Source organism: Nocardia sputi (assembly GCF_023501985.1).
On sequence record NZ_JAMFLC010000001.1, the window covers coordinates 85,836 to 99,210 of the forward strand.

A 13,375-nucleotide genomic window follows, 5' to 3' on the forward strand; every position below is an offset into this window, starting at 1 on the left:
CATCCGCTCAGCCGCGCCAGTCCCGCCCCGCCTGCCCGGCACACCCGCTGGTGACGGCTCAGCCCAGCCGGCGCGGCCCGGTGTCGAAACGACTCGGCTCCGGGCCGATACGGCCGCGCGCGTAGAGGATCTCCGCCGATGTGGGCGAAGCCAGCACCGGATCGAAGGACAACTCTCGCATCTCCGGCAGATCGTCGAACAAAGCCGAAATACGCTGTGCCAGTTCGGCGAGGGCTGCCTTGTCCACGCGGGGGCTCGCCGGGGTACCCGACAGCAAAGGCGCGGCCCGCGGTGCGTCGATCAGCGCCATCGCCTCGTCGGCGGTCAGCGGCAGCGCCCGATAGGCGCGGTCGCCGAGCAACTCGATGATCAGACCGGACAACCCGAATTCGATGACCGAGCCGAACGACGGGTCGTCCTGCACCCGCAGGATGCAGCCGACGCCCTTGGTGGCCATCTTCTGGATGTGCAGCACCGGATCACCGCACAACTCCGCCAGATCCGCGTAACCTTGCCGCACCGCCTCCGGCCGCCACAGATCGAGCCGGACACCGGTGAGATCCGGTCTGCGCCGCCACAGTTCGCCCGTCGCCTTGGCCGCCACCGGATAGCCGAGTTCTTCCGCGGCAGCGACCGCCTCCTCCACGGTGCGCACCTCGCGGAACTCCACGACCGAAATGCCGTAGCACGCGAGCAGTTCCACCGTTTCCAGATCGGTGAGCCTGCGACCGCCCGACCCGGCCATCCAGTCCGCCACCAGTTGACGGGCGCGGTCGGTGTCGATGCCCGGCGGCCGTACCACCGGCGACACGGGCCTTGTCCGCCATTCGGCGTATCGCCGGACCCGGGCCAGGGCTCGCGCGGCGCGTTCCGGATCGGGATACGACGGGATCGACCCGTGCACCGCTGTCGCGCCCGGCCCGCGCACCGCGAGCAGGTTCGGGATGCCTTGCTCGGCGACGAACGTGGTGAGAATCGGCTTCTGGGCATCGGGCACGGCGGCAGCCGCCGCCCTGATCGCGTCGGCGAAGCCCGCCGTCGGCAGAGGCACCGGCGGTGCGAACACGACGATCACGGCGTCCGTCTCGTCGGAGCGCAGGGCAGCGACCAGTGCGTCCAAATACGCGCCCGGAGTCGCCTGTGGGCCCAAGTTGACTGGATCTCCCACCTCGAGGCCCTCGCCTCGCGCCGCGTCGAGAGCCAGCCAATTGAGAGCGGTGCTGTTACCGACGACCGCCAAGCGTGAGCCGCGGGGCAATGGCTGGTAGCCCAGCAGAGCGGCACAGTCGAACAGTTCGGAGATCGAATCGACTTGGACGATGCCCGCCTGGGCGAACAGATCGCGCACGATCGAGCGGTCCATGTCTCCCGCGGGCTGGGCGACCGAGCGGCCGCTGCTCACCGCCACGATCGGTTTGGTACGGGCCACCCGCCGCGCGATCCGGGAGAACTTGCGGGGATTGCCGAAGCTTTCCAGATACAGCAGGACCACATCGGTGTCCGGGTCGCTGTCCCAGTACTGCAGCAGGTCGTTGCCGGAGACGTCGGCGCGGTTACCAGCGGACACGAACGTCGACAAGCCGAGATTGCGAGCCGCCGCCTCGCCGAGGATGGCCGCGCCCAGGGGCCCGGACTGACAGAAGAACCCGATTCGCCCGCGACCGGGCAACACGGTGGCGAGAGTCGCGTTCAAGGCGACCGCCGGGTCGGTATTCGCGATGCCGAGCGCACTCGGCCCGACCACGCGCATCCCGTGCCCACGAGCGGCGGCCACGAGTTCGCGTTCGGCCGCCAGGCCGTCCGCGCCGGTCTCACCGAAACCCGCGGTCAACACCACGAGACCTTTGACGCCCTTGGCCATGCAGTCGTCGAGTACCGACCCGATCGCCGTCGGCGGCACCGCCACCACCGCCAGGTCGACCTCGTCCGGAATCTCCCGAACCGTCGCATACGCCCGTACCCCGCGCACCGATCTACGGTTCGGGTTCACCGGGAACACCGGTCCCTGGAACAGGCCGGAGAGCAGATTCGACAGCACCGCACCGCCGACCCGCCCCGTGGCAGGGGTGGCGCCGATCACCGCGACCGAGCGCGGAGCGAGCAGATTGCCCACACTGCGCGCCTCCGACGCGCGTTCGCGCGAATCACGCACCGACAGCAGCGCTTCGGTGGGATCGATGGCGAATTCGAGATGGAGAACCGATCCGTCGCGGCTGCGTTCGACCTGATAACCCGCGTCGCGGAAGACGGTCACCATCACCGTGTTCTCCGCGAGCACCTCGGCGACAAAGGTCTCGATCTTGTTCTCGGCGGCGGCGCCGGCCAGGTGCTCGAGCAGGATCGAGCCGAGCCCACGTCCTTGATGTCCGTCGGCCACCACGAACGCGACCTCCGCCGCACGCGGTCCGTTCCGTTCCAGTAGTTCGTAGCGGCCCACCGCGACGATCGCCTCCCCCAGTTCCAGCACCAGTCCGACCCGGTCGTGATAGTCGACGTGTGTGGTGCGATACAGGTCCCTGGGCGAGATCCGCGGGTACGGCCCGAAATATCGCAGGTACCTGGTGCGATCGGAGAGCGCGCTGTGGAACTCCTGCAGCCGGTCGGAGTCGTCGGGTGTGATCGGGCGCAGTCGTACGACACCTCCGTCGGAGGCCAGCACGTCGGCGAACCAGTGCTGCGGCGGCAGGGGCGGGGTCGCGGGAGCATCCGGGGTATCGAGAAAGTCAGTCACGAGGGTCCTCCGGGTCGAGACCTAGCAACCCGAAAGTCGCTCGGCGGGTGGCCAGGACGGCCAGGTCGACGGCACGCTGGGCGCGATCTATCCGTACGTCACCGGTCTCACCGGTACCGCCGGGGCCGTCCCACGGACGGTAAGCGGTGTCACCGCCGTCGCCCATGGTGCGCGGCGGGTCCGCACGCGGCGCCGCCGCGCGGATCGTGTCGATCCAATCCTGCGGAATCGGCGTCGCGGGGTCGACGGTGCGGTCCAGGGCGGTGGCCAGCAGATGCGTCCACGCCCGCGGCACCACCCTGATCAGGCCGTATCCGCCGCCGCCGACGGCGAGCCAGCGTCCTTCGGCATATCGGTCGGCGAGGTCGCGCATGGCGCGGAAAGCCGCCCGCTGACCGTCGACGGTGAGTTCCAGATCCGCCAACGGGTCTTCGCGATGGGTGTCCACGCCGCACTGGCTGACCACGATCTGCGGGCCGAATGCCGCCACCGCGCCCGGGACCACGGCGTGGAATCCGCGCAGCCACTGCGCATCCCGAGTGCCGGGCAACAGCGGCAGGTTGATCGACGTGCCCTCAGCCGCGCCGACGCCGGTCTCCTCCGGCCAGCCGGTGTTGGGCCACAAGGTGGCCGGATGCTGATGCAGCGAGATGGTCAGTACCCGAGGGTCGGCGTAGAAGGCGCGCTGCACGCCGTCACCGTGGTGCACGTCCACATCGATGTAGGCGATCCGGTCGAAACCGTGGTCGAGCAGCCAGGAGATGGCCACCGCCGGGTCGTTGTACACGCAGAAGCCCGACGCCGAATCGGGCATGGCGTGGTGCATGCCGCCCCCGATGCTCACCGCTCGCTTGGTGCGGCCCTCCGCGATCTCCCTGGCCGCGGCCAGGGTGCCGCCCACGATCGTGGACGCGGCCTGGTGCATGCGCGGGAAGACCGGATTGTCCGGGGAGCCGAGGCCGTAGGGCGGGGCGGCAGGCGCGCCCACCGGTGCAACGGCGCGTTCGACCGCGTCGAGGTAGTCGGGCGTATGGATGCGCAGCAGGTCCGGACGCCCGGCGGCGGCGGGTTCGAGCAGCTCGACACCCTCGAGCACCCCCAGACTCTCCGCCAGCGCCATGGTGAACTTCAGGCGTGCCGGTTTCATCGGATGCTCCGGAGTCCAGGTGTAATCCAGGAACCGCTCCGTCCAGACGACGGTTCCGGGCCGGCTCGTCCCGGGCGAAATCGGCGCCTGAGGTTCGCCGCGCGGTGCAGTGGCCATGATCGCAACGCTAGTGGGAAGCAAGCAACCCCGCGAAACGTTGTTATGCAGTACAAATACAAGAAAGTACGTTCACGGCCGTCTGCCGTGCGCCGATCGGGTTCCCGCAATGCCACCGGAGATGTCGTGCGCAGTGTGGTGCGGCACGATACGGCACACGGGAGTGCCGTCGTGCGTGGGTAGAATTCGTGCCGACGAAGGGGTAACAGGTGAAGGATCTGGTCGACACCACGGAGATGTATCTCCGTACCATCTACGACCTCGAGGAGGAGGGCGTGGTGCCCCTGCGCGCCCGGATCGCCGAGCGCCTCGAACAGAGTGGTCCCACCGTGAGCCAGACCGTCGCACGGATGGAACGCGACGGTCTGCTGCTGGTGGCCGGAGACCGTCATCTGGAGCTGACCGAGAAGGGGCGCAGCATGGCCGTCGCGGTCATGCGCAAGCACCGGCTGGCCGAACGGCTGCTCGTCGACATCATCGGCCTCGACTGGCAGAACGTGCACGCGGAGGCTTGTCGCTGGGAGCACGTGATGAGCGAGGACGTCGAGCGCCGCCTGGTAGAGGTGCTCAACCACCCGACCACCTCCCCGTACGGCAACCCCATCCCCGGCTTGGACGAGTTGGGCATCATGCCGCCCGCCCCCGCCGACGAGAAGCTGCTGCGCCTGTCGGACCTGCCGCACGGCCATGTACACGCCGTCGTCGTGCGCAGGCTCGACGAGCACATCCAGACCGACCCGGAGGTCATCGGCAGGCTGCGCGAGGCGGGCGTGGTGCCCGATGCCCGCGTCACGGTGGAGGCTCGGCCGGGTTCGGTCGTCATCACCGTGCCCGGCCACGACGGTTTCGAACTGCCTGACGAGATGGCGCACGCCGTCCAGGTGAAGCTGGCCTGACACGTGAAACTTCTCGTCACAGGTGGCGCGGGCTACGTCGGCGGCGTCTGCGCCCAGGTCCTGCTGGAAGCCGGCCACTCGGTAGTCGTGGTCGATGATCTGTCCACCGGAAATGCCGACGGCGTCCCCTCCGAGGCCCGGTTCGTCGAGGGTGACGTAGCGGTCGCCGCGCCCGCACTGCTGGCTGCCGAGCCCTTCGATGGCGTCCTGCATTTCGCGGCGCAGTCGCTGGTCGGCGAATCGGTGCAGCAGCCGGAGAAATACTGGCACGGCAATGTGGTGAAAACGCTCGAGCTGCTGGAGGCGATGCGGCGCGCGGGCACGCGGCGACTGGTCTTCTCCTCCACGGCGGCGGTCTACGGGGAACCGGAGCAGGTGCCCATCACCGAGGACGCTCCGACCCGCCCGACCAATCCCTACGGCGCGTCGAAGCTGGCCATCGACCATGCCATCACCTCCTACGCGGTCGCGCACGGACTGGCCGCGACCAGCTTGCGGTACTTCAACGTCGCGGGCGCCTACGGTGGTCTCGGCGAGAACCGGGTGGTGGAAACGCATCTCATCCCGCTGGTGCTGCAAGTCGCCGCAGGGCATCGCAAGGCGATCTCGGTCTTCGGCACCGATTGGCCGACCCCGGACGGCACCGCGGTCCGCGACTACATCCACATCCGCGACCTCGCCCAAGCCCATCTGCTGGCCTTGGCGACCGCGGAAGCAGGTACCCACCGGATCTACAATCTCGGCAGCGGCGCCGGATTTTCCGTGCGCGAGGTTATTTCGGCCTGCGAGCGCGTCACCGGCCTGCCGATCACGGCGCAGGACGCCCCCCGCCGCCCCGGCGACCCGGCGACCCTGATCGCGTCCAGCGAGCGTGCCGTCGCGGAGCTCGGCTGGCGTCCCGAACACAACGACCTCGACGAGATCGTCAGCGACGCTTGGGGTTTCCTCCAGTCGCTCGGTCCCCGCGCGCACAGCGCGAAGTAACCGGCTGCGGAGTGCCCGACTCGGCCCCTGACCGACTCGGGCAGCCATGAGCGCGCCACCGCACCGACGCCAGGATCGCCGCGGCGCCGTGTGTCCGGGCGAAGCAGCGTGAATCACAAGGTCGCAGCGATCCGACGGGGCCCAGCTCACCGAACGCCGCACAGCCGATTCGGTAATGCTGGGCGCCACAGGCGATCTCATGGCTCCGCCGTACCCAGGTCGACCCCGAGCCCCGCGGCGACTCGGTAGCCGCTGTGGGCGAGTCGCCGTAACTGCTGCGGGCGCATACCCGAACGCAGGGAGGCGTCGAGCAGTCTCGCCATCGGATGTCCCGGATCCGTCGCCAGCGCGGCCTCCAGCGCGATGCCCGCCAGCGGTCCGTCGCCGCGGACGTAAGCGCTGTAGCCGAGCAGTGCGGCGGCTTCGGCGCGATCGGGACCGGACAGTACGCGCGTCAGCGCGGCCCACACCGCCTCGGCCGCGTCGGCCTGGTCGCCGACGGCCAAGGCGAACATCGTGTCCCGCACCGCTCGATCGCGCAGGGCGGCAGCGATTCTCGCGAGTTCGGGTGCCGACAACGCGGCGCCGGAGGCGGTGTTGGCGATCTGCCACAACACGTAGTCGAGCGCTTGCCTGCTGTACCCGGCGGGATCACCGCGACGCGCGGCCCCCGCATAGCGCTCCCGCGCGTGAGCGAGCGCGTCGTCCAAGTGGGCGGCCACCTCGGCGTGTGCGAGTGGATCCACCGCGACCAGATCGCTGATCTCCGAACGCGAACCACGAATCGGCCTGCCGTCCAGCACATGGGTCAGCGCCACCAGGGAGGCGGCCGGATCCCGGAGCACGCCGCGCCGCCGCGGCCCCGCCAACGTCCACCAATGCTGCCCGGCGGTGATGGCGGGCACCGCCCATACCCCGCCGAGCGAGATGTCACACGCCGCCAACCGCCTGCCGAGTGAACCGACCAGCACGTCGAATCGTCCGGCCGCGCAACCGTGCGGGTCGGCGCGACTTTCCGGTTCCACGGCGCGTTCGTCGACGACGACCGCCAGAACCTCGGCCGCCTCGTCGTGCGCGCAGATCCGCGCGACCGCGGCCGCCAGCGTCGCGCCGCGCACGCGCCGGCCACCGGGCGCATCCAGATCGAACCGCACCACCGCGTCGATGATCGCACCGCCGACCGTCCCGCTTCGCAGAACGAGGACGACCACCGACCGTTCCGGGGTGAATCCCAGCATCGCCGGTACCGCGGCGATCAACTCGCCCGGGTCGTCCACGCGTACAGCGTTATCCGGCGTGGCCGGATATTGCGGAGGATCGTCACGGCATCGGGCATGCCGAGCCCGCTCTTCCGGATGCCACGTACGCGTCCCGCTGATCGTCGTGTGCGAAAACGATCTCTGCGCGACGACGGGAGCGGCTCGCCGTGCGGCCTTGGAAGGAACGCCGCAGGTCGACGCGTGCTTACTGCCGGGACCCACCCGGGATGCGTCGTTCTTGTCGGTATGCCCGGCCTCGACAGGTTCAGGGGCGGGAAACGGGTTCGCGGAAGTGGTCATGCTTCGACCATGCGGCTGCGCGGTCGCCCTGCTCGGACGCCGACCTGGTGATTCGGCGAGCCTGTGGAATTCGCCGCTGACTGTGTATCACTCGACTGCCGGAGTCAGAAATCGCGATCGATGTCGGTGACGCCTGTTACTGTGCGGCCAGGGCCGCTATTTCTCCCGCACTTCGCGCACCGCGGTGGCGAACAGCGCATCCAGTGCCGCGATATCCGGTTCGCTGTCGGCGAACGACATGTAGGTCACCGAAATTCGCACGTCCTCGATCTGCCCGACGTGCGTGCGCATGGACTGGGTCAGCCCGGCACCTCCCGACTCCGGTCGCACGGTCCTGCGCAGCGAAAGAGCGTCGTCGGCGTCCATCGGCGGTGGCGCAGTGATTTCGGTCGTCACGGTGGTGGCGGCGCCCGCGCGCGTCACCCGCACCGATCCGCACTGTTGCAGTCTGGTGCGCAAGGACGCCAACGGCTCATCGGTGCGGGTCAATTCGACGGTCAGGGTGGCGCGCGTGGCGTCGTCCGTGCCGACCGCCATCGCCGTGCGATCGGGTCCGAAGTCCTGGTGCGGCGGCACGCACCGATCGGGCTCGACGTTCGCGCCGCGGCCGATGCCGTCCAGGTCGCCCGCCGCTCGAGCGACGGCCTCCTGCGGCAGCACCACTGCCGTGTACGGCGGGGGGAACTGCCCCGGATCCGGCAGCAGCGTCGGCAGTTCGGCGCTCACATGCCTGGTCACCGTGGTCTGTGTGGTCTGCGCCGACGAGACCGGTCGTCCCGGCACCGTCGACCCGCATCCGGCGAGCAGTACCGCGCAGACGAGGGGCACCACACAGCCCAGCCGGCTGCGCGTCGAATCGGCCACGGTCACACCCCCACTGTGCCAAACTCCGGGTGTCCAGCCGGCGATGCCACGCCGCCGGGCCGGGAATGCGCGGGCTACCGATGCTGTTGCCTGGGAGTACGGGTCGGTGTCCGGCCGTGCGCGGTGACCGTCACTGGCATGGGGGACAATGGACGGTGGTCCCCGGTTCGGACGACTGCTCGTCTCCCCCTGTCATTAGGGGTGGCGAACCATCGAGCAGGCAACCACACTGGCGCGTGAGGTACGTGTCCGGGCCGCAGGAGCCGCGCAGGAAGGAGTACGCGATGGACTACGAGTCGCGAATGTACGAATTGGAGTTCCCCGCTCCGCAGCTGTCGTCCGCCGACGGCGCGGGCCCGGTCCTGGTGCACGGGCTGGAAGGTTTCACCGACGCCGGGCACGCGGTACGGCTGGCGACCACGCACCTGCGCGAGAGCCTCGAAAGCGAGCTGGTCGCCTCGTTCGACGTGGACGAGCTGCTGGATTACCGGTCGCGGCGTCCGCTCATGACGTTCAAGACCGATCATTTCTCCGACTACGCCGAGCCGGAGCTCAACCTCTGGGCGTTGCGCGACACCGCGGGGACCCCGTTCCTGTTGCTCGCAGGTCTGGAACCGGATCTGCGCTGGGAGAAGTTCACCACCGCGGTGCGGCTGCTCGCCGAACAGCTCGGTGTGCGCCGCAGCATCGGCCTGAGCGCCATCCCGATGGCGATTCCGCACACTCGCCCGCTCGGCGTGACCGCGCATTCCTCCGACCGCGACCTCATCTCCGAGCATCAGCGGTGGCCGGGCGAGCTCCAGGTGCCGGGCAGCGCTTCCTCGCTGCTGGAATTCCGCATGGCGCAGCACGGTCACGAGTCGGTCGGTTTCTCGGTGCACGTCCCGCACTATCTGGCGCAGACCGCCTATCCGGAGGCCGCGCAGACGTTGCTGGAGAATGTCGCCGACAACGCGGGCTTGGAGTTCCCGCTGGCCGCCCTCGGCGAGGCCGCCGCACGCGTCCGCGAGCAGGTCAACGAGCACATCGCCGGCAACGTCGAGGTGGAGACCGTCGTGCATGCCCTGGAACGGCAGTACGACAGCTTCGTGACCGCGCAGGAGCGGCAGTCGAGCCTGCTGGTGGGCGACGGCGAGCTGCCCAGCGGTGACGAGCTGGGCGCGGAGTTCGAGCGATTCCTCGCCGAGCAGAGCCGCGCCAAGGGTGACGACGAGAGCGAGCAGGACTGATCGCGCGGCGGTCGGGACCCGATCGCCCCTGCACGCGTGCCCGATAGCGAGGCCGTAGGGTGGTCGGAGTGGATCTGACCGAACTGCTCGACATCCCGGGGACCGACGCCGACGCGCTCTACGAGTCGTTCGGGATGTGGGCCGCCGAGCAGGGCACCCCGCTCTACCCGGCGCAGGACGAGGCGCTGCTCGAGCTGGCTTCCGGATCCAACGTCATCCTCGCCACCCCGACCGGTTCCGGAAAGTCGCTCGTCGCGGTCGGGGCGCATCTGTTCGCCCTCACCCAGGGGCTGCGCACGTACTACACCGCGCCGATCAAGGCGCTGGTGAGCGAGAAATTCTTCGCCCTGTGCGAGGTGTTCGGAGCCGACCGCGTCGGTATGGTCACCGGCGACGCCGCGGTGAATCCGGATGCGCCGATCATCTGCGCGACCGCGGAGATCCTGGCCAATCTGGCGCTGCGCGAAGGCGCGGCCGCCGACGTCGGCCAAGTCGTGATGGACGAATTCCACTTCTACGCCGACCCCGATCGCGGCTGGGCGTGGCAGGTCCCGTTGCTGGAACTGTCGCGCGCCCAGTTCCTGCTCATGTCGGCCACGCTCGGCGAGGTCGACTTCTTCGCACGCGACCTGGAACGCCGCACCGACCGCTCCACCGCGATCGTCGCGGGCACCGAGCGCCCCGTGCCGCTGAGCTTCTCCTATGCCCGCACTCCGATCACCGAGACTCTCGAGGAGCTGGTCACCACCCACCAGGCTCCGGTGTACGTCGTGCACTTCACCCAGGCCGCCGCGCTCGAGCGCGCGCAGGCGCTCACGAGCGTGAACTTCGCGACGCGGGCCGAGAAGGACGCGATCGCCGCAGCGCTGGGCGAGTTCCGTTTCGCGGCGGGGTTCGGCAAGACCCTGTCCCGGCTGATCCGGCACGGTATCGGCGTGCATCACGCGGGCATGCTGCCGAAGTACCGGCGCTTGGTGGAGCGCCTGGCTCAGGACGGCCTGTTGAAGGTGGTGTGCGGCACCGACACCCTCGGCGTCGGGATCAACGTGCCCATCCGCACGGTGCTGCTGACCGGACTGACCAAGTTCGACGGCGTGCGCACCCGCAGGCTCAAGGCGCGAGAGTTCCATCAGATCGCGGGCCGGGCGGGGCGGGCGGGATACGACACGATGGGCACCGTCGTCGTGCAAGCGCCCGAACACGAGGTGGAGAACACCCGGTTGCTGGCCAAGGCGGGCGACGACCCCAAGAAACAGCGCAAGGTGCAGCGTCGCAAACCGCCGGAGGGTTTCGTCTCCTGGAGCGAGGAGACCTTCGATCGTTTGGTCACCGCGCAACCGGAGCCGATGGTGTCGCGATTCACGGTCACCAACGCCATGCTGCTGAACGTGATCGCCAGGCCGGGCAACTGCTTCACCGCCATGCGCCACCTGCTGGAGGACAACCACGAGCCGCGACCTGCCCAGCGCAGGCACATCCTGCGCGCCATCCGCCTCTATCGCGCACTGCGCGATGCCGGGGTGGTGCAGCAGCTTCCGGAACCGGACGCCCAGGGCCGCCGCGCCCGCTTGACCGTCGACCTGCAGCGCGACTTCGCCCTCGACCAGCCGCTGTCGCCGTTCGCGCTGGCCGCGCTGGAACTGCTGGACAAAGAATCTCCGAGTTATACCCTCGACGTGGTGTCGCTCATCGAATCCACGTTGGAGGATCCGCGTCAACTGCTGATGGCCCAGCAGCACAAGGCGCGCGGCGAGGCCATCGCGGAAATGAAGGCCGACGGCATCGACTACGACGAGCGGATGGAACTGCTCGAAGAGGTGACCTGGCCCAAGCCGCTGGCCGAGCTGATCGAGCCTGCGTACGAGACCTACCGCGCCGGGCACCCGTGGGTGTCGGAGTTCGCGCCCGCGCCGAAGTCGGTGGTGCGCGACATGATCGAGCGCGCCATGACCTTCGCGGAGCTGATCTCCTTCTACGAACTGGCCCGCTCCGAGGGCGTGGTGCTGCGCTACCTCGCCGACGCCTACCGCGCGCTACGGCGCACGGTGCCGGAGTCGGCGCGCACCGAGGAGCTCGACGACATCACCGAATGGCTCGGAGAGCTTGTCCGCCAAGTGGATTCGAGCCTGCTCGACGAGTGGGAGCAACTGACCAACCCGGGTGCGGAGACCGACGCCGATCAGATCGCCTTCGGCGCCGAAACGGTACGTCCGATCTCCGCCAACGAGCGCGCGTTCCGGGTGATGGTCCGCAACGCGATGTTCCGCCGCGTCGAACTCGCCGCGTTGCGGCGCTGGGAGGAGCTGGCCGAGCTCGCTCCGGGCCCGGATTGGGCGCAGGCGTTCGCCGACTATTACGCGGAATACGAGCGGATCGGCACGGGGCCCGACGCCAGGGGTCCGCAGCTGTTCCAGGTGGAACGAAGACCCGGTTTCTGGCAGGTCCGGCAGGTGCTGGACGACCCGGCGGGCGACCACGGCTGGTCGATCGACGCGGTGGTCGACCTCGCCGAGTCCGATGCCGCGGGCGAGGTCGTCTTCGACGACGTCACCGTGTCCGCCGGCTGAGCCCGCATCGGCCATCGGTCCCGCATCCACGCAGGTCAGTAGCTCCGTCGCGCCAGGAGGACGGGGGTGCGCGACCGCGTGGCGAACCCAGGTTTCGACGGATTCGTTTCTGGGTACGGGCCGCTGATACTCTCTCCCCCGCTGCCAAGCGAAAGATCAACTATGCCCGAATCGCCGTACCTTGTCATCCATCCGGAGCGTGTTCGCCAGAATTACCGCGCGCTCGCTGCCGCCCTGTCCGCCGACACGGGCGCGCCGACGAGGATCCGTTTCGCCGTGAAGGCGAGCCCGGTGCCGGAGATCGTGCGCCTGCTCGACGAGGAAGGCGCGGAATTCGACGTGGCCAGCATCGGCGAGATCGACCTGTGCCTCGGGCTGGGTGTGGCGCCGGAGCGCTTGTGCTACGGCAACCCGATCAAGAAAGCCGCCCACATCGCCCTGGCTCATGCCCAAGGGGTGCGTCGCTTCGCGTTCGACACCGAGGACGACCTGCTGCGCATCGCGGAGCACGCACCCGGCTCCGAGGTGGAGTGCCGCTTCCTCGCCTCGGCGCCGGAGTCGCGCACACCGTTCGGCACGAAGTTCGGCTGCACCCCGGGTGAGGCGTTCCGGCTACTGGTCCGGGCGCGGGATCTCGGGCTCGTCGTCGCCGGGCCGTACTTCCACGTCGGCTCCCAGCAACTGGATCCCACCGCGTGGCGGATCGGCATCGAACAGGCGGGGCGGATCGTGGAAGCATTGGCGGACAAAGACATTCAAGTCAGCTGGGTGAACATCGGCGGCGGGCTGCCGATCTCCTACGCCGACCCGGCGCCCGCGCCGACCGAGATCGCCGCCGTGATCAAACACGCGGCGACCGAATTCCTTTCCGGGAATACCGGATTGGTCGTCGAACCGGGCCGGGCGCTGGTCGGTTCGGCGGGCACGATCCACGCCGAGGTCGTCGGCGTCCGCACCGCGCCGGACGGACGGCGCTGGGTGTATCTCGACATCGGCCGCTACAACGGTATGGCCGAGACCGAGAACGAGTACATCGCCTACCGGTTCGTCACCGACCGGGACGGCGACCCCGTCGACGAGGCGGTGGTGGCCGGTCCGACCTGCGACGGCGACGATGTACTGTATCAACGCACGCGAGTCCTCCTACCGACCACGTTGCGAGCCGGTGATCGCGTTCGAATCCTCGACACCGGTGCCTATACCGCGAGCTATTCGTCGGTGTCATTCAATGGTTTTCCGCCCTTGACCGTTCATGTCTCGGGCGCTGAGCGAGAGTGAGTT

The 13,375-nt window shown here is 69.0% G+C and carries 9 protein-coding genes; 5 read left to right on the plus strand and 4 right to left on the minus strand.

Annotation, left to right across the window (positions count from 1 at the left end; translation table 11 throughout):
* Positions 1 to 58: 58 nt before the first annotated feature.
* Positions 59 to 2,731 carry a bifunctional acetate--CoA ligase family protein/GNAT family N-acetyltransferase gene (locus M8859_RS00455; protein WP_195070528.1) on the minus strand — a complete coding sequence of 891 codons (2,673 nt, stop codon included), beginning with the start codon at positions 2,729 to 2,731 and terminating at the stop codon, positions 59 to 61.
* Positions 2,724 to 3,995, minus strand: coding sequence for an acetoin utilization protein AcuC (locus M8859_RS00460; protein ID WP_159919546.1), 1,272 nt, complete (start codon positions 3,993 to 3,995; stop codon positions 2,724 to 2,726). The genes M8859_RS00455 and M8859_RS00460 overlap by 8 nt, the downstream gene beginning before the upstream one ends.
* Before the next feature lie 209 nt (positions 3,996 to 4,204).
* Here M8859_RS00460 and M8859_RS00465 point away from each other — a divergent pair, with 209 nt between their 5' ends.
* On the plus strand, positions 4,205 to 4,891 hold the full coding sequence (locus M8859_RS00465; protein WP_249643593.1) for an iron-dependent transcriptional repressor DtxR: 687 nt from the start codon (positions 4,205 to 4,207) through the stop codon (positions 4,889 to 4,891).
* 3 nt (positions 4,892 to 4,894) lie between these two features.
* Entirely contained in the window at positions 4,895 to 5,875 is a 981-nt protein-coding gene (galE, locus tag M8859_RS00470) for a UDP-glucose 4-epimerase GalE (protein ID WP_159919550.1), read from the plus strand.
* Between the two features lie 197 nt (positions 5,876 to 6,072).
* Here galE and M8859_RS00475 read toward each other — a convergent pair whose 3' ends face one another.
* Positions 6,073 to 7,152, minus strand: coding sequence for a DUF4192 domain-containing protein (locus M8859_RS00475; protein WP_249643594.1), 1,080 nt, complete (start codon positions 7,150 to 7,152; stop codon positions 6,073 to 6,075).
* Between the two features lie 438 nt (positions 7,153 to 7,590).
* Positions 7,591 to 8,304: a sensor domain-containing protein gene (locus tag M8859_RS00480; protein ID WP_159919554.1), complete on the minus strand. Its 714-nt coding sequence runs from the start codon at positions 8,302 to 8,304 to the stop codon at positions 7,591 to 7,593.
* 278 nt (positions 8,305 to 8,582) lie between these two features.
* On the opposite strand from M8859_RS00480, the gene M8859_RS00485 reads away from it, so the two are divergent.
* The 3 genes from M8859_RS00485 (at position 8,583) to M8859_RS00495 (ending at position 13,372) form a co-directional block, all read left to right on the plus strand.
* Positions 8,583 to 9,527: a PAC2 family protein gene (locus tag M8859_RS00485; protein WP_159919556.1), complete on the plus strand. Its 945-nt coding sequence runs from the start codon at positions 8,583 to 8,585 to the stop codon at positions 9,525 to 9,527.
* Positions 9,528 to 9,595: 68 nt separating this feature from the next.
* On the plus strand, positions 9,596 to 12,094 hold the full coding sequence (locus tag M8859_RS00490) for a DEAD/DEAH box helicase (protein WP_159919558.1): 2,499 nt from the start codon (positions 9,596 to 9,598) through the stop codon (positions 12,092 to 12,094).
* 162 nt (positions 12,095 to 12,256) lie between these two features.
* On the plus strand, positions 12,257 to 13,372 hold the full coding sequence (locus M8859_RS00495; RefSeq protein WP_159919560.1) for a type III PLP-dependent enzyme: 1,116 nt from the start codon (positions 12,257 to 12,259) through the stop codon (positions 13,370 to 13,372).
* Positions 13,373 to 13,375 lie beyond the last annotated feature (3 nt).

What these genes read in the sequence shown, in the direction of transcription:
- M8859_RS00495 (WP_159919560.1), top strand. Translation starts at nt 12,257, where the DNA reads ATGCCCGAATCGCCGTACCTTGTCATCCATCCGGAGCGTGTTCGCCAG.
- M8859_RS00460 (WP_159919546.1), bottom strand. Translation starts at nt 3,995, where the DNA reads ATGGCCACTGCACCGCGCGGCGAACCTCAGGCGCCGATTTCGCCCGGG.
- M8859_RS00485 (WP_159919556.1), top strand. Translation starts at nt 8,583, where the DNA reads ATGGACTACGAGTCGCGAATGTACGAATTGGAGTTCCCCGCTCCGCAG.